The 21,617-nt window shown below is 66.2% G+C and carries 25 protein-coding genes; 4 read left to right on the plus strand and 21 right to left on the minus strand.

The features are described 5' to 3' along the window. Position 1: 1 nt before the first annotated feature. From resB to hemL, 5 genes are read right to left on the minus strand one after another with little or no spacing between them, the layout of a single operon-like run. Positions 2 to 1,621: a cytochrome c biogenesis protein ResB gene (gene resB, locus ACOQFP_RS17120; protein ID WP_421584984.1), complete on the minus strand. Its 1,620-nt coding sequence runs from the start codon at positions 1,619 to 1,621 to the stop codon at positions 2 to 4. Next, on the minus strand, positions 1,618 to 2,439 hold the full coding sequence (locus ACOQFP_RS17125) for a cytochrome c biogenesis CcdA family protein (RefSeq protein ID WP_341245009.1): 822 nt from the start codon (positions 2,437 to 2,439) through the stop codon (positions 1,618 to 1,620). The genes resB and ACOQFP_RS17125 overlap by 4 nt, the downstream gene beginning before the upstream one ends. An 8-nt stretch (positions 2,440 to 2,447) precedes the next feature. Beyond that, complete coding sequence (locus tag ACOQFP_RS17130; protein WP_206489027.1) at positions 2,448 to 3,047, minus strand: TlpA disulfide reductase family protein; 600 nt, start codon at positions 3,045 to 3,047, stop codon at positions 2,448 to 2,450. After that, complete coding sequence (locus ACOQFP_RS17135; protein WP_421584985.1) at positions 3,040 to 3,702, minus strand: histidine phosphatase family protein; 663 nt, start codon at positions 3,700 to 3,702, stop codon at positions 3,040 to 3,042. Before ACOQFP_RS17135 ends, ACOQFP_RS17130 begins: the two co-directional genes overlap by 8 nt. A 53-nt stretch (positions 3,703 to 3,755) precedes the next feature. Next, on the minus strand, positions 3,756 to 5,075 hold the full coding sequence (hemL, locus tag ACOQFP_RS17140) for a glutamate-1-semialdehyde 2,1-aminomutase (RefSeq protein ID WP_341245007.1): 1,320 nt from the start codon (positions 5,073 to 5,075) through the stop codon (positions 3,756 to 3,758). Positions 5,076 to 5,190: 115 nt separating this feature from the next. Here hemL and ACOQFP_RS17145 point away from each other — a divergent pair, with 115 nt between their 5' ends. Then, positions 5,191 to 5,709 carry a pyridoxamine 5'-phosphate oxidase family protein gene (locus ACOQFP_RS17145; RefSeq protein ID WP_421584986.1) on the plus strand — a complete coding sequence of 173 codons (519 nt, stop codon included), beginning with the start codon at positions 5,191 to 5,193 and terminating at the stop codon, positions 5,707 to 5,709. A 12-nt stretch (positions 5,710 to 5,721) separates the two neighbouring features. Here ACOQFP_RS17145 and ACOQFP_RS17150 read toward each other — a convergent pair whose 3' ends face one another. Genes ACOQFP_RS17150 through ACOQFP_RS17165 form a run of 4 tightly spaced genes read right to left on the minus strand, consistent with a single transcriptional unit; the run spans position 5,722 to position 9,490 of the window. Then, positions 5,722 to 6,291 (minus strand): hypothetical protein, encoded by a 570-nt coding sequence (locus tag ACOQFP_RS17150; protein WP_421584987.1) that lies wholly within the window; start codon positions 6,289 to 6,291, stop codon positions 5,722 to 5,724. Between the two features lie 44 nt (positions 6,292 to 6,335). After that, a complete protein-coding gene (bioD, locus tag ACOQFP_RS17155; RefSeq protein WP_421584988.1) occupies positions 6,336 to 7,034 on the minus strand; it encodes a dethiobiotin synthase in 699 nt (232 codons plus the stop codon). Further along, entirely contained in the window at positions 7,031 to 8,191 is a 1,161-nt protein-coding gene (locus tag ACOQFP_RS17160) for an 8-amino-7-oxononanoate synthase (RefSeq protein WP_421584989.1), read from the minus strand. The genes bioD and ACOQFP_RS17160 overlap by 4 nt, the downstream gene beginning before the upstream one ends. A gap of 24 nt (positions 8,192 to 8,215) precedes the next feature. Continuing rightward, the gene (locus ACOQFP_RS17165) at positions 8,216 to 9,490 is read right to left on the minus strand and encodes an adenosylmethionine--8-amino-7-oxononanoate transaminase (RefSeq protein WP_421584990.1); all 1,275 of its coding nucleotides are present in this window, start codon (positions 9,488 to 9,490) and stop codon (positions 8,216 to 8,218) included. Positions 9,491 to 9,568: 78 nt separating this feature from the next. On the opposite strand from ACOQFP_RS17165, the gene ACOQFP_RS17170 reads away from it, so the two are divergent. Genes ACOQFP_RS17170 through ACOQFP_RS17180 form a run of 3 tightly spaced genes read left to right on the plus strand, consistent with a single transcriptional unit; the run spans position 9,569 to position 13,182 of the window. After that, a complete protein-coding gene (locus ACOQFP_RS17170) occupies positions 9,569 to 10,918 on the plus strand; it encodes a serine hydrolase (protein WP_421584991.1) in 1,350 nt (449 codons plus the stop codon). Between the two features lie 46 nt (positions 10,919 to 10,964). Further along, positions 10,965 to 11,171 (plus strand): inositol 2-dehydrogenase, encoded by a 207-nt coding sequence (locus ACOQFP_RS17175; RefSeq protein ID WP_421584992.1) that lies wholly within the window; start codon positions 10,965 to 10,967, stop codon positions 11,169 to 11,171. A 43-nt stretch (positions 11,172 to 11,214) separates the two neighbouring features. Continuing rightward, complete coding sequence (locus ACOQFP_RS17180; RefSeq protein ID WP_421584993.1) at positions 11,215 to 13,182, plus strand: acyl-CoA dehydrogenase; 1,968 nt, start codon at positions 11,215 to 11,217, stop codon at positions 13,180 to 13,182. A 10-nt stretch (positions 13,183 to 13,192) separates the two neighbouring features. Here the strand turns inward: ACOQFP_RS17180 and ACOQFP_RS17185 are convergent, their stop codons facing one another. The 12 genes from ACOQFP_RS17185 to hemC all read right to left on the minus strand — a co-directional run bounded on the left by ACOQFP_RS17185 (position 13,193) and on the right by hemC (position 21,617). Continuing rightward, positions 13,193 to 13,987, minus strand: coding sequence for a cyclase family protein (locus ACOQFP_RS17185; RefSeq protein ID WP_421584994.1), 795 nt, complete (start codon positions 13,985 to 13,987; stop codon positions 13,193 to 13,195). After that, positions 13,987 to 15,165: a PQQ-dependent sugar dehydrogenase gene (locus ACOQFP_RS17190; protein ID WP_421584995.1), complete on the minus strand. Its 1,179-nt coding sequence runs from the start codon at positions 15,163 to 15,165 to the stop codon at positions 13,987 to 13,989. Before ACOQFP_RS17190 ends, ACOQFP_RS17185 begins: the two co-directional genes overlap by 1 nt. 85 nt (positions 15,166 to 15,250) lie before the next feature. Further along, entirely contained in the window at positions 15,251 to 15,454 is a 204-nt protein-coding gene (locus ACOQFP_RS17195) for a heavy-metal-associated domain-containing protein (RefSeq protein WP_206489015.1), read from the minus strand. A 19-nt stretch (positions 15,455 to 15,473) separates the two neighbouring features. Further along, positions 15,474 to 15,755 (minus strand): metal-sensitive transcriptional regulator, encoded by a 282-nt coding sequence (locus tag ACOQFP_RS17200; RefSeq protein WP_421584996.1) that lies wholly within the window; start codon positions 15,753 to 15,755, stop codon positions 15,474 to 15,476. Positions 15,756 to 15,771: 16 nt separating this feature from the next. Next, positions 15,772 to 16,023: a hypothetical protein gene (locus tag ACOQFP_RS17205; RefSeq protein ID WP_206489013.1), complete on the minus strand. Its 252-nt coding sequence runs from the start codon at positions 16,021 to 16,023 to the stop codon at positions 15,772 to 15,774. Continuing rightward, entirely contained in the window at positions 16,020 to 16,445 is a 426-nt protein-coding gene (locus tag ACOQFP_RS17210; protein WP_421585010.1) for a hypothetical protein, read from the minus strand. Before ACOQFP_RS17210 ends, ACOQFP_RS17205 begins: the two co-directional genes overlap by 4 nt. A gap of 52 nt (positions 16,446 to 16,497) precedes the next feature. Then, positions 16,498 to 16,926: a hypothetical protein gene (locus tag ACOQFP_RS17215; protein ID WP_421584997.1), complete on the minus strand. Its 429-nt coding sequence runs from the start codon at positions 16,924 to 16,926 to the stop codon at positions 16,498 to 16,500. A 70-nt stretch (positions 16,927 to 16,996) separates the two neighbouring features. Then, positions 16,997 to 17,170 carry a hypothetical protein gene (locus ACOQFP_RS17220; protein ID WP_421584998.1) on the minus strand — a complete coding sequence of 58 codons (174 nt, stop codon included), beginning with the start codon at positions 17,168 to 17,170 and terminating at the stop codon, positions 16,997 to 16,999. Between the two features lie 80 nt (positions 17,171 to 17,250). Then, a complete protein-coding gene (locus ACOQFP_RS17225) occupies positions 17,251 to 17,877 on the minus strand; it encodes a hypothetical protein (RefSeq protein WP_421584999.1) in 627 nt (208 codons plus the stop codon). Then, on the minus strand, positions 17,874 to 18,848 hold the full coding sequence (gene hemB / locus ACOQFP_RS17230; RefSeq protein WP_421585000.1) for a porphobilinogen synthase: 975 nt from the start codon (positions 18,846 to 18,848) through the stop codon (positions 17,874 to 17,876). The genes ACOQFP_RS17225 and hemB overlap by 4 nt, the downstream gene beginning before the upstream one ends. 78 nt (positions 18,849 to 18,926) lie before the next feature. Further along, positions 18,927 to 20,489, minus strand: coding sequence for a uroporphyrinogen-III synthase (locus tag ACOQFP_RS17235; protein ID WP_206489008.1), 1,563 nt, complete (start codon positions 20,487 to 20,489; stop codon positions 18,927 to 18,929). Positions 20,490 to 20,648: 159 nt separating this feature from the next. Then, positions 20,649 to 21,617 (minus strand): hydroxymethylbilane synthase, encoded by a 969-nt coding sequence (gene hemC / locus ACOQFP_RS17240; protein ID WP_206489104.1) that lies wholly within the window; start codon positions 21,615 to 21,617, stop codon positions 20,649 to 20,651.

The raw sequence follows: 21,617 nt of genomic DNA on the forward strand, positions 1-21,617 counted from the left end.
GTCAGTTCTCCTGTTTCGAGGTGTCGCCGAGCAGGCGGGTGCACAGGCGGTCGAACTCTTCGCCCCACCCCGCCTGATCGGTGCGTGCAAGTCCGCCGAGGTCTACTACAGTACGTCGTGACTGCTCGTCGGCGATGAGCCGGACCCAGATTCTGCGACGCTTGATCACCAGTGAGACGAGCAGTCCGCCCATCATCGTCAGTGCGAAGACGAGCACCCAGGTTTGGGCGGGGTCGTGCGAGACCTGGAGGTTGACGAATTCTTTCGCTCCGTCGAACGTGACGATGGTTCCATCGCTCAGCGTCGACGATTCTCCCGGCATCAGGTTGACGCGGTCCTGTTTGACGAGGCGTCCCTGGGCGATCATTTCCTGATCGAGCGAGAAGATCGATTGCGGGAGTCCGGTGTCGAGTCCGGTGTCGCCCTTGTAGATGTCGATGGCGACGGCGGGGTCGTTCATGGCCGGGAAGCTCGACGACAGCAGGCTGCCGTGGAACGACGCCGTCGGTGCGAACAGCCCTTCGATGGCGATCTGGTTCTTCCGCCGGTCCATGGGGTCCGGGTAGAGGCCGCCGGGTGGGTCGACGCGTAGCACTCCGCTGGAGAGGAAGGTGGTGGCGTCGGTCGGTTGCCATTGGATGGTGTCGGTGCGGGTTTCACCGTCCGGGAACGTGACGGTGAAGGTCGGTGCGTAGCCATGGCCTTGGAGGTAGACGCGATCGCCTGCCACGCGCAGTGGATGGTTGACCTGGAGTTGGTCGTCGCGCCAGATGTTGTCGGTCAGGTCGTCCCCGGCTTGGTAGGCGATGTTGGAGGTGAACATCTCGGCCTGGCCGTTGTCGAGGTAGTCGGCGCGGAAGTCTTTGACGCGCAGGCACAGTGGTTCGAGGTCGGTGCCGTCGACGAGGTTGCCTGCCCTGAACGAGTCGTAGTTGGCAGGCGTGGAGGTGCAGAATCCGGGGCCGTCGTCGGCGATGACGATGCGGTTGCCCTCGTATCCGAGCAGTTTGCCCATGGCGATCGCGGCGAGCAGGCCGACGAGCGAGAGGTGGAAGACGAGGTTGCCGAGTTCACGGACGTAGCCCTTCTCGGCCGAGAGCGTCACCGCTCCGCCGTCCTCGGTTCGCTGGGCTACGCGCCAGCCTCGCAGCTGGGCGCGTACCTGCGCTGCGATCTCCTCCGGCGTTCCGTCGACGTCGTAGCGGCTGTGGTGTGGCAGCCGGGAGAGGTTGCGGGGTGCGCGAACGGGTTTGGTGCGCAGTTGCTTCGCGTGCTCGATGCAGCGCGGCAGGATGCAGCCGATCAGCGAGATGAACAGCAGCGCATAGATCGCGGTGAACCAGAAGCTGCCGAACACGTCGAACAGTTCGAGCCTGTCCATGATGGGGCCGAGGGTCGGGCGGTCGGCGATGTACTGGTCGACCTTGCCCGCGTTGAGGCTGCGCTGCGGCACGAGGGCACCGGGCACGGCAGCGAACGCCAGCAGGAACAGCAGCACCAGGGCGGTGCGCATACTGGTCAGACCGCGCCAGGTGTTGCGGACCAGGGCAACTACCTTGCCCAGCGTCGACTGCTTGCTGGGCGGCGAGGCCTCGGTGCGCTCTTCGGTGTCGGCGGTCATATCGGCAACACCACGTCGGAGACGAAGGCGTCGCGAATCCACCCGACGAACTGATCCCAGGCACCGGTGACCAGTGCGATTCCTACTGCTATCAACATGATTCCGCCGAACACCTGTATCTGTCGTGCATGTGTACGTAGCCAGCCGACGCCTCGGAGTGCGCTGACCGAACCGAACGCGAGAATCACGAACGGCAGGCCGAGGCCGAGGCAGTAGGCCACGATGAGGGTGACGCCGCGAGCCGCCGTCGCGCCGTCGGTTCCCGCGGCCAACGAGATGACGCCCGCGAGAGTGGGTCCAAGGCATGGGGTCCACCCGAGTGCGAACACGCCGCCGAGCAGCGGCGCTCCGGCCAGTGAGCCGATCTGCTTCGGTTCGAATCGCACGTCGCGCTGCAGGGCTGGGATCAGTCCGACGAACACCAGGCCCATGGCGATGGTGACGACACCGCCGATCCGCATGAGCAGTTCTCGATTGATCGACAGAACGGAGATGGCACCGAAGACGGACGCGGTCGCGAGGACGAACACCACGGTGAATCCGAGGACGAACAGGGCGGCGGCTCCGGCCACTCGTAGTCGTCCGCTGCGTACCTTCGTCTTCACCGCGGCCTCGCCTGCGGTGACCGCGGGGGCGTCGGCTCCGACGACTCCGGCGAGGTAGGACAGGTATCCCGGAACCAGCGGAACGACGCATGGTGACGCGAAGGAGACGAGCCCGGCCAGGACGCAGGCTCCGAGGGCCAGGATCAGCGGACCCGAGGCCGCGGCTTCCTGGAAACTCGCGCCGACCCCGGCAAGGTGGACCGTTTCCTGCATTGCCACAGTCACTGTTGCACGGGCTCCTCGGCGGCTATCCGTTCGACGACGGGCTGCAGGTCCTCGGCGAGCAGTTCGCGCAGGAATACTGCGGCGACGCGGTGCTGCCGGTCGAGCACGATGGTCGTCGGAATGACGGAGGTGGGCACGCCGCCGAGTGCATTGAGGGTGCGCATCGGCGGGTCGTAGATGGAGGCGTAGCTGACGTTGTTGCTGATGACGAAGTCCTGCGCGGCGGTCTTCGATTCGTCACGCACGTTGATACCGAGGAATTCGACGCCCTGGTCTTTGGTGGCCTCGTAGACCTTTTCGAGATCGTCGGCTTCCCCGCGGCAGGGTCCGCACCACTGTCCCCAGACGTTGAGTACGACGACGTCACCGTCGTAGTCCGACAGTGCTGTCGTCTTGTTCTCCGTCATCAGGTCGGGGCCGGAGAGTTCGCCGAGCGCACCGCGGTCCGATGGCGGGTCGTAGAAGATGTCGGTTTTGCCGCCTGGTGAGACGAACTGGAACGTTCCTCCCTGTGCCACCGCGTCGGTGCCGGTACTGCATCCGGCTACGAGGGCGACCGCGGCTACCGCGGCGATCGCGAGTACGAACCTACGCACCGGTGATCCTCGGGTCGGACGATCCGGCAGGCTCGGAGTAGACGAGGTCGACGAGCTGGTCGCCCTCGTAGACCAGCGATGTCAGGGACGCCAGGCCGCATTGCCGGTGGCGCGGGTCGTGCCAGAGCCGGTCTCCCTGCAGGAAGCGGCGCAGTGTCCATACCGGGAGTTGGTGGCTGACACAGACTGCTTCGTGCCCGACGGCCTCGACGCGGGCCGCGTTGACGGCGGCGAGCATGCGGTGCGCGATCTGCAGGTACGGCTCGCCCCAGGACGGTGTGAACGGGTCGCGCAGCTTCCACCAGTGCCGTGGCCGACGCAGTGCGCCGTCGCCCACGGCCACGCGCAGTCCTTCGAACTCGTTGCCTGCCTCGATGAGGTTGTCGTCCTCGGCGATCTTCAGGCCGTGTGCTGCGGCAATGGGCCCGGCAGTTTCTTGGGCGCGCAGCAGCGGCGAGGCCACGACGTGAGTGATGTCGTGGTCGGCCAGCGCATCCGCCACAGCTTTCGCCTGCGCCTGGCCGGTCACCGACAGTTTGAAGCCCGGCAGCCGTCCGTAGAGGATGCCCTTGGGGTTGTGCACCTCACCGTGCCGGAGAACGTGCACGATGGTGCGCGTCGTCGAGTGCGGATGTGTTGCGGGGGCCTCGGTCACGGCGGGGTCCTGTTTCTCGGTAGTGGGGTGGTGGTGTCAGTTCTGCGGAGCTGTCACAGCGGGGCCGTGGCAGCTGCCGCAGCCTTCGCGGCGGCCGGGGCCGCGTCGGCGATGATCTCGAAGGCGCGGTCGTCGAGTGCGGCGGAGACGAACCAGGCCTCGAATGCGCTGGGTGGTGGGTAGACGCCGCGCGAGAGGAAGGCGTGGAAGAACGCCGGGTATCGCCAGGTCTGCGCGGCTTTGGCCTGCGCGTAGTCGGTGACGGGCTCATCGGCGAAGAACACACTGACCATAGTGCCCGCGAACTGCACCTGGTGGGTGACGCCTTCGGCGGTGAGGGCGTCACCGAGCAGTGATCCGAGCAGCTGCGAATTCTTCTGCAGCTTCTCGTAGACCGAGGCGTCGGCCAGTTGCAGGCTCGTCAGACCGGCGGCGACGGCAACCGGGTTGCCACTCAGTGTCCCTGCTTGGTACACGGGCCCCGCCGGTGCGAGATACGCCATCACATCCGCTCGACCACCGAATGCCGCGGCGGGCAGCCCACCGGACATGACTTTGCCGAAGGTGTACAGGTCGCCGGCAACGCCGTCGATGCCGTACCAACCGGCGGCGCTGACGCGGAATCCGGTCATCACCTCGTCCATGATCAGTAGCGCGCCGTGCTCGGTCGCCAGGCGGCGCAGCCCCTCGTTGAAGCCGGTGACGGGCGCGATGGCGCCCATGTTTCCTGCGGCGGCTTCGGTGATGATGCAGGCGATCTCGCCGGGGTTGGCCTCGAACGCTGCGGAGACGGCGTCGAGGTCGTTGTAAGGAACGACGATGGTGTCCGACGCTTGTGCGCCGGTGACTCCGGGGGATGTCGGGAGTCCGAAGGTGGCCAGCCCCGAGCCTGCGTCGGCCAGTAGCGCGTCGACATGGCCGTGGTAGCAGCCGGAGAATTTGACGATCTTGGTGCGGCCGGTGAACCCACGAGCCAGCCGTACTGCGCTCATGGTTGCCTCTGTGCCCGAATTCACAAGGCGAACCTGGTCGACGGGGCCGACTCGCCGGACGATTTCCTCGGCGAGTTCGATTTCTCGTTCGGTGGGTGCGCCGAACGACAGACCGGTCGCGGCGGCTTTCTGGACGGCCTCGACGATGGCCGGGTGGGCGTGGCCGTGGATCATCGGACCCCAGGACGAGATGAGGTCGACGTAGGAGTTTCCGTCGGCGTCGGTCATCGTGTATCCGCTGGCCTGTGCGATGAAGCGCGGGGTGCCGCCGACCGACGCGAAGGCCCGCACCGGCGAGTTCACACCACCGGGAATCACCGCACTTGCACGGGCGAACAGTTGGGCCGATTCGGGGGCGTCGTCGCCGAGGGAGACAGTCACGACTTCCAGTGTCCCAGGTTCCTCGAAATCACCAACTACAGGGCGTAATAATTGTCGGCTACCCGGATTCGAGACGTTGACGATTGAACGATTCGGACCGGGGTAATTCGTCTCGATGACAAACACAGACGGAAACACCGATGGCGTCACCAAGGTCGCCGAACTGATGTCCGAAGCCGGACTCTGCATGTTCACCACGGTCGGACGCGACGGCCACTTGATCTCGCGACCGATGGCACTGCAGGAAGCCGAGTTCGACGGCGACCTGTGGTTCTTCGCCGCTCACGACTCCCGCAAGGTCGGCGACATCGCGGCGAACCCGGCGGTCAACGTCTCGTTCCAGTCGGGTTCGGGCTGGGTGTCGCTGTCCGGCACGGCTGCCGTGGTCGAGAACACTGCCAAAGCGGAGGAACTGTGGAACAGCCGAGCGGCCGCGTGGTTCGAGAAGAATCCCGATTCCCGGGACGTGGCCTTGATCCACGTGGCCGCCGAAGGCGCGGAGTACTGGTCGACCCCCGGCTCCAAGGTGTCCACTCTGTTGGCTTATGCCAAGGCCAAGGTCACCGACCAGCGCCCGGATCTGGGCGACAACGGCGTCGTCGAACTCGAACTACCCCACAGCACGACGCGCTAGCGGCCCGCGGCGCTAGATCTTCTCGTTCCGGTGTGCCGTCGGGGGCACGTCCGGGTCACCGTTCACGGCCGGGTCTTCTACCTGGTTCCGATCGTCGCTCGCGTACCGGTCAGGGCTTCCAACCCGATCGGTACCGTCCACCCCGTCAGCGGTTCCAGCCCGGTGCCTGCTCGTTTCTCTTTCGACAGTGGCGTCGTGGTCAGCACTCGACGTCCGGTCAGCACTCGACGTCCGGCCGACCTTCACATCCGGATCGATCTCGTTCGCGCGCTCGAACTGCGAGTTCACTTCGTCGCGTGATGCCGCGGCGACTCCCTGGTGTGACTGGGCCTGCTGTGCCAGCTTCTCGGCCTCGGCCGCTTTGACGTCCGCCTCCGCTTGCGCGCGACGTGCTCTGGCCTCGCTTTCGCGGGCCTGCAGTTCCCGCTCCTGCGCAACGGTCTCCTGATCGGCGGCCTTTTCGCGAAGGTCGTTGGCTTCGACTCTCTTTCGCTCTTTGCCCTGGCGCGAAACCACGACGACGACGGCAAGAACGACTGCAACGACGACTACCGCGACGATGATCCATACGGTGGTGCTCATGATTGCTACTCCCGACTGTTTCGAATGCCGAGGTAGGCATACGTCTACGTCGGGTACCCGGGTAACGAACCGGTAAACTCACCGAACTTCGCGTTCGCGAGGGCGTCGAACTCGGCAGGCTCGAGCGCACCTGCTCCTTCCGGTAGGCACGCAATCAGCTCCAGTTCCGTCACGAGCGGTAGTTCGTCGAGGTTGACCCGCGCGGCCAGATCCGGGTCGGCGGGCCACGAACCGATCACCAGACCCGCGCATTCGACGCCGGCTGCCCGCACTGCTGCGACGGTGAGCGCACTGTGATTGAGCGTCCCCAACTCGGCCGAGGCCACGATGAGCACCGACGCCCCGACGCCACGGGCGATGTCGAGCACGGTGAAGCCATCGGCACCGAGACGCACCGCGACCCCGCCCGCGCCTTCGACCAACACGAGGTCGTGGGCCGCGTCGAGCACCCGTACCGCGTCGAGGACGCCGTCGAGTTCGAGCATCGGTCGCCCCGATCGCCGCGCCGCGACATCGGGTGCGAGCGGCTCGGGGAATCGGGCCAACTCGATTCCGCGCACTCCCGACAGTCGCTGCACCACCTCGATATCCGATTCGTCGAGACCTCCGTCGGCGATGCCGGTCTGCGCAGGCTTGCACACCGCTACCGTCAGTCCGTCGGCGCGGGCGGTCGCCGCCAGCGCAGCGGTCACCACCGTCTTCCCGACGCCGGTCGACGTTCCGGTCACCATCAGCACCGTCATCGCAGCGTTGCCGTTGCCGTTGCCGTTGTCGTCGACGTTGAGGCCAGCACCTCCGCCAGAACGACAGTGGCGCGATCGATCTCGGAATCGGTGAGATCGGCGCGTGCGGTCAGGCGCAGCCGAGATGCATTCGACGGAACGGACGGCGGCCGGAAGCATCCGACTCGAACACCGAGGTCCAGACAGCGGCCGGCCGCGCGGACGGCTGTTTCGGCGTCGCCCAGGATCACCGGGACCACGGCCGATGTCGTCGGCGCCACTCCCGCCGCGGTGGCCAGTTGCGCTGACCGTCTGCCGATCGCACCCACGCGGTCGGGTTCGGCACGCAGGACTTCGAGCGCAGCCGAGGCTGCGCCCACCGACGCCGGAGCAAGGCCGGTGTCGAACACGAAGGTGCGGGCCCGGTGCAGCACGTGCTCACGCACCGATATCGGGCCGAGGACGATACCGCCCTGGGATCCGAGAGCTTTGGACAAGGTCGCGGTGATCACCAGGTCGGGGGCACCGGCCAATCCGGCTTCGTGCACGGCCCCGCGACCGCCGTGTCCACGAACGCCGAGACCGTGCGCTTCGTCGACCACGAGCACTGCGCCCCGACGTCGACATACGGCGTAGAGCGCGGCCAGCGGCGCGAGATCGCCGTCTGCGCTGAACACCGAGTCGGTGACCACCAGAGCCCGCGCCTCGACCCGCTCACGCAACAGTTGGTCGACGTGCTCACTGTCGCAGTGCCGCGCGACGGCCACTCGCGCCCGAGAGAGGCGACAGGCGTCGATCAACGATGCGTGCGAGGCGGCATCGGAGATCACCAACGCGCCTCGGCCCGCCAGTGCGGTCACGGCGCCGAGGTTGGCGGCGTATCCGGAGGAGAAGATCAGCCCGGACTCGGCCCCGACGAACTCGACGAGATCCACCTCGAGGGCCTCGTGCGCGGTGGTCGTGCCGGTGACCAGACGCGATCCGGTGGATCCGCCGCCCCACCGACGCACGGCAGCGCAGGCTCCGTCGACAACGGCCGGGTGCCGACAGAGCCCGAGGTAATCGTTCGATGCCAGGTCGAGAACCGTTTCCTGTGCGGTGCGGGCGAGGACGACGCGTTCGAGGCCTGCCTCGCGTCGGGCGTGGGCATCGGCGTCGAGCCAACCGAGTGCGGTCATTCCAGCACCATACTTGAACATCGTTCAAGTATGGTGTCCAGCCACCGCCACCAGGGCTTCGGCGATGGCAGACACCTCCGCTTCGGTGCAGATGAACGGCGGCATCGCGTACACCAGCCGGCCGAACGGTCGCAGCCACACCCCCGCGTCGACGGCCGCTGCCGTGGCCCGCGTCATGTCCACCGGGGTGTCCATCTCGATCACCCCGATCCCGCCCAGCACCCGCACGTCGGCGACACCCGGTAGCGCGCGAGCAGGTGCCAGGCCCTGCGTCAGGCCCGACGCCAGGCTCGTGACCTCGGCGCGCCAGTCGCGTGAGAGGAGCAGTTCCACCGAGGCCACCGCAATCGCGCACGCCAGCGGATTGCCCATGAACGTCGGCCCGTGCATCAGCCCACCTGCCTCGCCCGCCGAAACCGTCTCGGCCACCGCGGTGGTGCACACAGTCGCGGCCAGGGTCAGGTAGCCGCCGGTCAAGGCTTTGCCCACGCACATGATGTCCGGTGCAACACCCGCATGATCGGCGGCGAACAGCTCTCCGGTCCGGCCGAAACCGGTCGCGATCTCGTCGAAGATCAGCAGCACGCCGTGCACGTCGGCCATCCGCCGTAATTCGACCAGGAAACGCGGATCGTGGAAGCGCATACCACCGGCACCCTGCACGATCGGCTCGACGATGATCGCCGCCAGCTCGTTCGCATGCGCCTCGAGCACCTGCTCGAATTCCGCGACGTAGGAGGCGTCGAACGTCGCGGGCGGTGCCGGAGCGAACACCTGCTGTGCGAGTACATCGGTCCACAGAGTGTGCATTCCGCCGTCCGGATCGCACACGCTCATCGGCGCGAACGTATCCCCGTGATAGCCGCCACGCCAGGTCAGTAGCCTGGTGCGATCTTTCTCGCCGCGGGCCCGCCAGTACTGCAGCGCCAACTTCACGGCCACCTCGACCGCGACCGAGCCGGAGTCGGCGAGGAACACCTTGTCGAGCCCCTGCGGGGTGATCTCGACCAACAGCTCGGCCAACCTGGCCGCCGGAGCATGCGTCAGCCCGCCGAACATCACGTGACTCATCCGGCCGAGCTGATCGCGCGCGGCGGCGTCGAGCACCGGGTGTCGGTAGCCGTGCACCGCTGCCCACCACGAACTCATCCCGTCGATGAGCTGCCTGCCGTCGGCCAGCTGCAGCCGTACCCCGGATGCGCTGTCGACCACCAGCGGCGTCGCGCCGGCCGGAAACCTGCTGTAGGGGTGCCAGAGATGATCGGAGTCGAGGCGGCGAACATCGTCGGAAGTCAACACGCCACAGCACACTGCCACAGCACTTCGGGCCCGCTCACCCACGAAGGCGAAATGTCCGAATCCGTTAACATCGCACGCATGACGGAGCGGCACACCACGACGAGACTGGCAGGCGTTGCCCTCGTGGCCACCCTGACTCTGTCCGCGTGTGGGGCCACAGCCGAAACGCCCGCGTCGACCACCACCGCGGCACCGTCCCTGGTGATCGACACCTCGACTCCCCTCGGTGCGATCAACGATCGAATTCTGCAGTGGATCAACGGCGAGACCGCGCCCGATCCGGCTGCGGTCGACGCCATCACCGGACCCGAGCTCGCCGCGGCCGTCGAACCGCTCGGGGGTCTGCTCACACCCCTCGAACAGGTGCGGGCCGGAGCACCGAACCTGGCCACCGGCTTCGTGGCCGGTCCCGCAGGCGGGGTGCTCGAGTTCACCACAGGGGGCATTCCCGCGACGATCTCGACCTCGATCGGCACCGACGGCACGCTCGACGGGTTCCTGGTCGGCCCCGACACCCCGCAGATCTCCTCGTTCGACGATCTCGACGCGGCACTGTCGAAGGTGGCCCCGCACTACTCCTTCAGCGCGTCCCGCCTCAGCGACGGAGACTGCGAAGCCGTGTACTCCACCGACGCAGACGTCCTGCTCCCGCTGAGTTCGGTGTTCGAGTTGTACGTCCTCGGTGCGCTCACCGACGAGATCCGAGCGGGAACGGTCGAGTGGGACGAGCAGCTCACCGTTCGGGACGCGAACAAGAGCGCACCCTCGGGCGAGCTGCACGGTCTGCCCGACGGTACGGCGGTGTCCGTTCGAGAGGCCGCCGAGAAGATGATCTCGTTGTCCGACAACACCGCGACGGATCTGCTGATGGCACGTCTGGGCCGCGAACGCGTCGAACGCCAACTGAGGGTGATGGGACACCACGATCCGGCGGTCATGACGCCGATGATGGACACTCGACAGTTCTTCGTCATCGGGTTCGGCGATCCGAACCTGCGGTCCGAATGGGCCGACGCGGATCCAGCTGTCCGGGAGGCGCTGCTCGCCCGGGCCGACGCGCGTCCGCTCGAGATCGACCTCGAGAACTTCCTCGACGATCCGGCGTCTGCCGACGGCGTCGAGTGGTACGCCAATGCGCAGGATGTCTGTGCTGCGATGGGTTATCTGGCTTCCGGCCCGACAGCGCAGGAGAACCGCCGCATCTTGGCCCTTACTCCCGGCGTCCAGCTCGACCCGGCGTCCTGGCCGTATTCGGGCTTCAAGGGCGGCTCTGCGCCCGGCGACCTCGCGGGCGCGTACCTGGCCACCGACGCGGCGGGTCAGGATTGGATCGTCACCGAGCAGTTCCAGGCCGACGAGGCGATCGGTTCGATTGCGACCAGCTACGCCGCGCTCGTGGCCCAGGAGTCGTTCGCGCTGCTGAAGTGACCACTGTTTGTAACAGCGATGTTACCGCTGCATTACACTCATGGTCATGGAGTCGGAGCGCGAACCAAGGCACTACGTGTGGCCGGCGGGCTTCGAAGAGTTTCTGATCGCGGAATTCACCGACTTCAGCCCCCTGATGGACAGGGCGCTCACGGACAACGGCGCATCGCTGTTCCAGGACGTCCCCTCGGCGACATCGCGCTTCTGGAAGAACTGCAGGGCAGTGTTCAGAGAATTCGTCTGGCCGGTCTGACTTTACGGCGCTCACGAGCGGCCGCAAAAGGTTACCGTCGAGTATGGCAACCACAACGGATCACCTTCGGAACACTCTGGACGGCCGCTGGCGGGATGTGAAGAACGAGGCGCGCACGCAACTCGCTCGCGACGAATTCCGTCCGCATTACACACCGAACACGGTCATCGCTCGCACCAAAGCACTCGAGCAACTGAAGCTTCTCGCCGCTGCAGGCGCAGCCGACAACGGCTTCAAGAAGGAACACGGCGGCACCGGCGACGTCGGCGCGGCGGTGACGATGATCGAGATGCTCGCGATGAGCGACCTGTCGTTGATGGTCAAGGCCGGCGTCCAGTGGGGGCTGTTCGGTGGTGCCATAGAAAATCTCGGCACCGAGCGACACCACGAGGAGTACGTCCCCAAGATCATCAGTCTGGATCTGCTCGGCTGTTTCGCGATGACCGAGACCGGACACGGCAGCGACGTGCAGTCGCTCGAGACCACGGCCACGTACGACCCGAAGACGGACGAGTTCGTCATCAACTCCCCGACGCCGTCCTCGCGCAAGGACTACATCGGCGGTGCCGCCGAAACCGCCACCGTCGCCGCGGTGTTCGCCCAGCTCATCACCGCAGGACCGGGCGAGGAGCCCGAAAGCCACGGCGTGCACTGTTTCTTCGTTCCGCTCCGCGACGAGAACGGTGACGACCTGCCCGGAGTCACCACCTCGGACTGCCAGTACAAGGGCGGTCTACCCGGAGTCGACAACGGCCGCCTGATGTTCGACCACGTCCGCATTCCGCGCGACAACCTGCTCAACAAGTACGCGGACGTCTCCGAGGACGGTACGTACTCCTCCCCCATCGAGAACAAGTCTCGACGGTTCTTCACGATGCTCGGCACGTTGATCCGCGGCCGCGTCACGGTCGGCGGCAGCGCCGCTGCTGCGGCCCGCGTAGCCCTCGACATCGCGACCCGATACGCACTGCAGCGCAGGCAGTTCTCGGCACCCGATTCCGATCAGGAAGTCTTGATCATGGACTACCTGGTGCATCAGCGTCGCCTGTTCCCGCTGATCGCCAAGTCCTACGCCCTGCAGTTCGCGCAGAACGAACTCGTGTCGAAGATGCACGAGCTACAGACTGCGGACAACCCCGACGCCGAGGAACAACGAGAACTCGAATCGAGGGCTGCCGGACTCAAGGCCGCGAACACCTGGCACGCCACCGCCGCCATTCAGGAAGCCCGTGAAGCATGCGGCGGCGCAGGCTATCTCGCCGAGAACCGGCTGATCTCGCTCAAGGCGGACACCGATGTGTTCACCACCTTCGAGGGTGACAATCATGTGCTCACTCAGCTGGTGGCCAAGGAACTGCTCACCGCGTACGCCGATGACGTCAAGTCGATGAGTCCGGTCGAGTGGGTCAAGTTCGCCGCCGATATGGTGGGCGACCGCGTGGTCAAACGCACTGCGGCACAAACGATCATGCAGACCATCCTCGACCGACGTCAGGACAACGAGGAGGAGGGCTCGCTGTTCAACCGCGGCACCCAGGTCAAGATGTTCGAGGACCGCGAGGAATACCTACTGTCCACCGTCGCTCGCCGGTTGCAGTCCAAGTCCAAGGAGACCAGCCCGTTCGAAGCGTTCAACGCTGTGCAGGACCACGTGTTGCATGCCGCGAGCGCACACGTCGATCGCATCATTCTCGAAGCCTTCATCGCCGGCATCGAATCCTGCGAGGACCCGACCACCAAGGATTTGCTCGAGGAGGTCTGCGATCTGTATGCGCTGTCGGTGATCGACCAGGACAAGGCCTGGTTCATCGAGCATCGTTACCTGTCCACCGAGCGATCCAAGGCCGTCACCCGTGCCATCAACGAGCGGTGCCGCACACTGCGCCCCCATGCGGAATTGCTCGTCGACGGCTTCGGCATTCCCGACGCATTGGTCGGTGCGGCGATGCTCGGTGATCCGGAAGCGGGGAGCGCGGAAGAACCCGCCGCCAATCCCAGTCGGGCGAACTGAAGACTCTCCGCTAGGGGACTACCGCAAAGACTCGGCAGGGGCCGCCGGTCGCGCCCGCGTGCTTCGGTGCGCCGATCACGACCGTCGCCCCTGCCGGGGGCACCGCATCCAGATTGGCCAAGGCCTCGATTCCGTACCGCCCGGCACCGAGGACCGCTGTGTGGGCCGGGTACAGGCGATCGTTCATCCGGTCCAAGCTGAGCGTGTCCACCCCGATTCCGACGATGTTGCGCTCACGCACCAGCATGTCCGCCGCGTCACCACCGAATCCCGGCGCGGAGCCCTCGGCGAGCCTGGTCTGCCACCGACTGTGCATCGCCACGACGGCGCGGTCGGGTATCCGGCCGTGCACGCGCTCCCACCCGGCGATGTCCTCGGTGGTCACCACCGCCTCCGGATCGACCGCCGCGCGCTCCGAGATATCGACCACGACCAGCGGGGCGATGAGGTCTTCGAGGGGTATGGCGTCTGCCGTGGCACCGCCGCGAACACGGTGCGCAGGTGCATCGATGTGTGTACCGGTGTGCTCCCAGTACGAGAGCTCGTTCACCAGGAATCCGCCGAACTCGTAGGCCGCAACCGGACGCATCGAGAAGCGCGCGTTGCCCGGCCAGACCGGAAAGCTCGGGCCGAGGGTGTGCGTCAAATCGATCAAGCGTCCCGCCGGAATGGCCGCAGCGACCGCGGGTTCTGCTCGCACCGTGCCGGACGCTGCGACGGTCAGCGCGGCCGCGCCCCAGGATCCGAGCAGCGCTCTACGCCCGATTCTGCGGTGGACCGTCTCGACGACCTCCGGCCCACACATCAGTCGGCAGCGGGAGTGACGAGCAGAACCTTGTCCTGGGACCCGTTGTCCGTGGTGAGCAGGAAGGCGCCATCGGTGCCGAAGCTGGTGAGCGAGCGCAGTCGACCGTAGGTCCCCACCAGGGCGTCGGCCTCGTCGACGTACTCGGTGCCGTCCTCGGACAGTTTGAGGAACACGAGCTTCTCGGCCTGTTGGCTCGAGATCACCGCAGCTCCGTTCCACGAACCCCACCCCGCGCCGTTCGCGAAGGTCAGACCGGGTGTTGCGATGGTGGGACTACCCGAGCTCCACACCGCCTCACGTGCCCCTGGCACCCGGGTGGGATCGGTCATCGGAACGGATTCGTCGTAGATCAGTGGAAGCCGATCGGGGCGGTATCCGTAGTTGCCGCCGGGCACGAGCAGGTTCAGCTCGTCGTCTCGGCTGGTCCCTTGCTCCACTTCGTAGATCTGATCGGTGCCGGGTCGGATCGCCAGACCCTGCACGTTGCGGTGGCCGAGCGTGAAGATGCGATCCGGGGAGTCGGCGGCCGGGGAACCGTCGGCCTCGATATGCAGCACTTTGCCGCCCAACGAATCTCGCGACTGTGGGACCGTCGGCGACGCAGTGTCGCCGGTTCCCACGTACAGGGTGCCGTCGGGATGGGCCAGAATGCGGCATCCACCGTGTCGTCCTCCGTCGGCTACGGGAATATCGTCGACGAGAGTGCCGGTGCGGGTGAGCGCGGTCCATTCCGGGTCCACGGTCCACGAGAACACGGCGATGTGATTGTCGCTGCCGCCGCCCGCGCTGCCGGTGCCTGCGCTGCCGGTACCTGCGCCCCCATCACCGAGCACGCCCTGGCAGGTGTAGATCGTTCTCGACGAGTCGAAATCCGTCGCCAGAGCGATGCCCATCAGTCCCGTCTCACCGGACGCGTACAGATCGTCCAGGTCCGCTGCGAGCTCGCGGGTGGTTCCGGAGACGTCGCGGATCACGAACCGTCCGGCCCGCTCCCCCGTCAGCACGGTTCCGTCCGGGGCGACCACCACATCCCACGGCTTGGCGAGCCCGTCGAGAACAGTCGTGACCGTCAGATCGGGGAGAGGATCCGGCTGGGCCGTTGCGCCGGTCGAACATGCCAGCGTCAGGAAAACACTCGCGGCGAGCACTCCGGAACTGGATACCAGCTTGTTCATCCACTCTCCTGACGGCGATCCGCTGACGGCCCGTTATGACCGTTACGTCATGATCTCTATCACACTCGGGAAGCGGTGCGCCAGCTCACGACGCGAGTCGATATCCCGCCTCGGAGACGGCGGCGTCCACCAACGAGGTGGCCAGCGTTGCGTCGCTGCTCACCACGACCGATCCGGTGTCCACATCGACGTCCACGCCGGTCACACCGGCGATCTCGGACACTTCTTCCTTCACCGACGCGGCACAATGTGCGCACGTCATGCCCTCGACAGAATATGTCGTCTGCATGGGATTGCCTTTCGTGTGGTCAGGAACGTACGAGGCGCGCGATGGCCTCGGAGGCCTCTTTCACTTTCGCGTCCGCCTCCGGGCCGCCCTGCCTCGCGGCGTCGACGACGCAGCCGGCCAGGTGCGCATCGAGCAGCTTCAACGACACCGACTGCAGCGCTTTGGTTGCGGCAGAGACCTGGGTGAGGACGTCGATGCAGTAGCGATCGTCGGCAACCATCCGGGAAATCCCGGCCACTTGCCCTTCGATGCGTCGCAATCGCTTCAACAAATCGTCCTGCTCGGCGCTGTAGCTGCTCATGCCGTCGATGATACCCCTACCCGGTAGGGGAAGATGGATCCATCAGGACTCGGCGGACGCCGTCGATGAGCAACAGTGCTCCCACGATCACGGCAAGCGCGGCGAGCGCGATCCAGGACCCTGAGTAGAACGTCCCCGAGTACGCCGGGGACACATCGGGAACAGCCGGAAACTCGGTGGTGCGCACACCCGAATTCCAGCAGGCAACGGCCCCGATCACGGCGAGCAGGGCCAGCAGAACCTCTGCCCAGCCGAGAACCTTCCTCACAGGCTCTCCCGCGTGGCCGCTTCGAGGGCCGAACGCAACCCGTCGTCGTCCTTGGCCCACGCTTGAACCAATCCGCCGCCCACCAGACGCAGCCCGATGCCATGGCGCTTGCGCGGTACGCCCGCGAGTTCACCGAGCACGCGCGCGGTCTCCCACTTCTTGGGTTCGTACTCGTTGTCGGCGTACTCGGCAGGCGGGAAAATTTCGGCGATGTCGACCAGGTCGACGGTCTCGGTACCTTGACGCAGCTGCCGGGGCGTGAGTTCGACGCTGACGTGCATCCGCGCGGCGCGCAGCTGAACGTAGGTGAAGCCGACCAGGATCAGCGCGAACACCACCAGGCCGAACCAGTGGATCACCGGGCCGGTTACCAACTCCACCACCAACACCACGAGACAGAACGCCGGACCCCAGGCCAGCATGCGCCACCGACCACCGGGCTCGTGGAACAGAACGGGTTCTCGGGTGGGGGTCTCACTGCTCACGGTGGAACCACTCCCGCGCCGAAGGCCGATAGACGAGGACGGCTGCGACGATCAAACCGACGGTGATCACCGTGGGTGCGACGGGGAAGACCAACGACGCGAAGATCAGCAGCAGTGACACGGTTGCGGACAGGGCCACCAGAGCGCGCCGAAACCTGCGGTCACCGCTGCGTACGGGGCCCGACATCAGCCCGACGGCCAGCCCTACCACCCCGGAGATCACTCCGAAACCGCGAAAGACGGTCAGGAACGAGTCTCCCTGTTCCGCCGTCTCGAACGATCCACGAATCTGCTCGCTCGGGAGCGTCAACGCGATCATGCAGACCACGATCAGCAACACTGCCGAAGCCAGCCACAACCAGTAGGCGACGGACACCACACGGGGCCGGGCCATCGGGGCGTCCATTTCTGCGCTCACGCCAGACATCCTGCCACCGTGGTCGAGTCAGCGGCCGCGCCGACCGAGATCGAGCACCGTCGTCTGGGGTTCAGCCTGCAGAAATGCCCAGGGCCATGATGGCGATCGCGGCAGCGACTGCGAGTAGTAGTCCCAGTAGCGCCAGACCTGGTCGACCGGCCTCGGCGGGACAGGTCTCGCGATCTTCTACCGGTTCGATGCTCGGCTGCGCAACGTGTGCCGCTGCAGGGGTGTTCTCTGCCATGCCGAATCCGATCACTCGAAACGATGTCCGGTGTGATGCTAGTCACTCGGCTGGTTTCTCGACTCGGAACACGCCCGAAATTACCTTTTTTTCGACGCGAGGAAGTACTCGTTGGATTCCCGACGATGCATCAGGTAGATCGCCCCGGCCGCGAGCACCCCCTGGCCGATGCCGAGGACACTCATCACGATGTTCATCGCACCGGTGCTCGACGCTATGGCGAACAGGTCCACGAGCGTGGTGAACACGGTGAACGAGCCGATGACGGTGAGCAGCATGCGGGCCCACATCTTGCCTGTGCGCATGCGCTCGACCCAGAACAGGAACAACGCACCGAAGCCGAACACGACGAAGACCGTGATCACCAGCATCACTGTCACCATCGACTGCGTGGACTCGACGGTCATGTCCGCTGCCGCGTTCTGCGCCGCGAGGTCGTCGAGCAGCGACTGCGCAAATTGCTCGCGCACGCCGAACAGCGTCCACAGTGAGTACAGCGCGGAGATCGCACCGATCAGCGCGACTCCCCACCACAGGTGGCGAGAGGTCTCGATGTCGACCGGTGCCGGGCGCGGCGTCGGCTCGAGTTCCGGACCCGACTGCGGAAAGCCGTGTTCGAGCTCCCAGCGCTGCCAATCAGGTTGTGGCGGCGGATTGCCCGGCACGTTGCTGTCGGGATTGTTGTTGCCCGGTGGAAGATCGTTCACAGTCGGCCCGCCACTTCGGTAGCCCAGTAGGTCAGTACTACGTCTGCACCTGCGCGCCGGATGCCGACGAGTGATTCCAGGATCGCGGCGTCGCGATCGATCCACCCGTTCTGCGCGGCGGCGGTGATCATGGCATATTCCCCGGAAATCTGATACGCCGCAACTGGAACCGGTGACATCTCGACGACATCACGCACGATGTCGAGATAAGACATCGCAGGCTTGACCATCACCATGTCGGCGCCCTCGGCGAGATCGAGCTCCACCTCGCGGGTGGCCTCGCGGCGATTCGCTGCGTCCTGTTGGTACGTGCGGCGGTCGCCCTGCAGCGAGGACCCCACGGCTTCACGGAACGGGCCGTAGAACGCCGAGGCGTATTTCGCCGAGTACGCGAGTTGTCCGACCTCCACATGCCCGGCCGCGTCGAGTCCGGCCCGGATCGCACCGATCTGCCCGTCCATCATTCCGCTCGGTCCGAGCAGATGTGCGCCCGCCTCTGCCTGCGCTACGGCCATGTCCACGTAGCGCAGCAGGGTGGCATCGTTGTCGATCGATCCGTTCGCACCCAGCACACCGCAATGTCCGTGGGAGGTGAACTCGTCCAGGCAGGTATCGGCCATGATGACCGTGGAGTCCCCGAGGTCCGCCTTCAACCGAGCCAGTCCGCGATTGAGAATCCCATCGGGATCGGTTGCGCCCGAGCCATTTTCGTCTTTGTCCTCAGGCTTGGGTACCCCGAACAGCATGAGGCCACCGACGCCCGCAGTGACGGCCTCCTCGGCCGCCTCGCTCAGCGAATCGAGCGTGTGTTGGAACACTCCGGGCATCGAGGTGATCGCCCGAGGCTCGGTGATGCCGTCGGCGACGAACATCGGAAGCACCAGATGCCTTGGTTCCAAAGACGTTTCGGCCACAAGCCGACGAATGGCCGGGGTGCGGCGCAGACGTCGAGGGCGGTCGGTGGGGAACACTGCTGAACCTGCCTCACTTCGTTCGGCTCGTGCGCCTTGTTGCGTACTCGGGAGGGCGCACAAGGCGCACGATGCGCGTCAGCGCCTACGTGACTTCTTTCGCGGCGGAGGCAATGCACCTTCGGCGCGCAGACGGGCCGCATGCTCGGCGAGTGCCTCGACCAACGGTCCGACCTGAGCCGATTCGGGCTGCACGTCCACGCGCAGACCGAACTCGGCGGCCGTTTCGGCGGTCTTGGGGCCGATGCACGCAACGAGCGTGCGTGCGTGCGGCTTACCTGCGATACCGACCAGGTTCCGGACTGTGGAACTCGACGTGAAGCACACCGCGTCGAATCCGCCGGTCTTGATCATCTCGCGGGTCTCGGCGGCGGGCGGTGCCGCCCGGACGGTCCGGTACGCGGTGACGTCGTCGATCTCCCAGCCACGCTCGCGTAGACCTTCTGCGAGTGTTTCGGTGGCGATGTCGGCACGCGGCAACAGGACTCGGTTGACCGGGTCGAACACCTCGTCGTACGGCGGGAAGTCCTCGAGCAGTCCGAGCGAGCTCTGCTCCCCCGACGGCACGAGCTCGGGATTGATACCGAACGAGCGCACCTTGGCCGCAGTTGCCTCGCCGACACAAGCGATCTTGACGCCGGAGAACGCGCGGGCGTCCAGGCCGAATTCCTCGAACTTCTCCCACACGGCGCGCACTGCGTTGGTGGAGGTGAAGACGACCCACTGGTAGCGACCGTCGACCAGACCCTTGACCGAGCGCTCCATCTGAGCCGGGCTCCGCGGGGGCTCGACGGCGATGGTGGGCACCTCGATGGGAATGGCGCCGTGGGTGACGAGACGATCGCTCATCTCACCTGCCTGGTCCTTCGTACGCGGCACCAGCACGGTCCAGCCATACAGTGCGCGAGACTCCCACCAGGACATCTTGTTTCGACCCGACACGACCTTGCCGACGGTGACGACGAGAGATCCGACGAGCTCGGATCCGGCATCGTTGAGCGTGGCCAGAGTGGCCTCGACGGTGCGCTGCTGGCGGGTGGTGCCCCGGACGGTGATGGCAGCAGGCGTCTGCGGTGCCAGGCCGTGTTCGACGAGGGCGCTGGCGGTTTCGGCCAGATGCCCCGATGTCGCGTGCAGCACCAGCGGGCCGGGAGCAGCAGCGAGTGCTGCCCAGTCGACCTCGCCGCGGACGTCGGCCTCGGTGTGTCCTGAGCCGAGCGCCATTCCGGCGTAACTCGGCACCGCGGACCCGGAAGGCAGGCCAGGGAGCACCTCGAACGGAACGTGAGTCCGTGCGACGGCATTGACCTCGGCGATCACCGAATCGGTCGTCAGCGGGTCGCCGGAGACCAGGCGAACCACGTCGTGTCCGTTCTTGGCCTCGGTCAGAAGCGTCTTGGCGACCTCGGCGGGCTCACCGAGCGCGGGTCGAACCTCGACGCCGTTCTCTCCGGTCTCGGCGTCACGCGGGACGTCGGCACCGACGAGAGCCGTGACGCCCTTGTCGACGTCAGGATCGGTGAATGCGAGCTCGGCTGCTCCGAGCACTTCCCGTGCCCGGACCGTGAGCAGCGCTGGGTCACCCGGCCCGGATCCCACGAACAGGATCCGTCCGTTGGTGTTCTTGCGGACTGGGCTCATCGGTTGTTCTCCAGTGCTGTCTTGTGTGGGTACTGCAGTTCTATCGGGGTTGCCGTGCCCCGTTTCGGAATCAGTCGAGCGGTGGCGATCGACTCTCTTCGCACGACCGGACGGGTCGCTGTGCGTTTGGCACGTCCGCGGACGGGTGCCGTTATGGCCCTAGACATGAGATCCACCCTGTACGTGAGAACCGGCCTGTGCTGGTTCGGTGACTGAAACGAGTTCGCGTGCACCGAGATCGAGCAGTTCGCGAGCCAGTTCGCGGCCCAGCTCCTCGGCGCGGTCGGGTGATCCGACAATCGATGCGCGGATGGTGTCGCTGCCGTCGATGGCCGCCACGCAGCCGCGCAACGACAGCTCGTCGAAGATGCGACCGTCCTCGTCGATGGATTCGACCACCTCGGCGATCGCGCCTACCGGGGCGGTGCATCCGGCTTCGAGTTCGGCGAGCAGACCGCGTTCGGCTGTCACCGAGGCCCGTGCGTGGGCGTCGTCGAGCGTCGCGATGGCGGTGACGAGATCGGTGTCCGCAGAGCGGCATTCGACGGCCAGCGCTCCCTGGGCGGGAGCAGGCAGCAGCTGCACCGGATCGAGCGCTTCGGTGACCACGTCGAGTCGACCGATGCGAGCGAGCCCGGCCCGGGCGACGACGACTGCGTCGAGCTCGCCCGAGGCCACTTTGCCGATCCGCGTGTCGAGGTTGCCGCGTAGCGGCTGGACGTCCAATCCCTGTCCGAGAGCGCGTAGTTGAGCGATTCGCCGGGGAGCCGACGTGCCGACCCTCGCGTCTGCGGGGAGTTCACCGAGTACCAGTCCGTCACGGGCGACCAGAGCGTCCCGGGGATCCTCACGGGCCGGGATGGCGGCGATGGTGAACCGCTCGTCGGCCGCCGTCGGTAGGTCCTTGTAGGAGTGCACGGCGATATCGACGGTGCCGTCGGCCAGAGCCTCGCGCAATGCTGCGGTGAAGACTCCGACACCGATCGTCTGCACGGGCGCTGCCGACAGATCGCCTGCGGTCCTGACGATCACCAGTTCCGCCTCGACGCCGGCCGCGGCCAGCGCAACACGGACCGTGTCGGCCTGCGTGGTCGCGAGAAGACTTCCGCGAGTACCGATCTTGACGAT

It is taken from the genome of Rhodococcus sp. MALMAid1271 (assembly GCF_049195265.1).
In the GTDB taxonomy this organism is placed as follows: Bacteria; Actinomycetota; Actinomycetes; order Mycobacteriales; family Mycobacteriaceae; genus Rhodococcoides.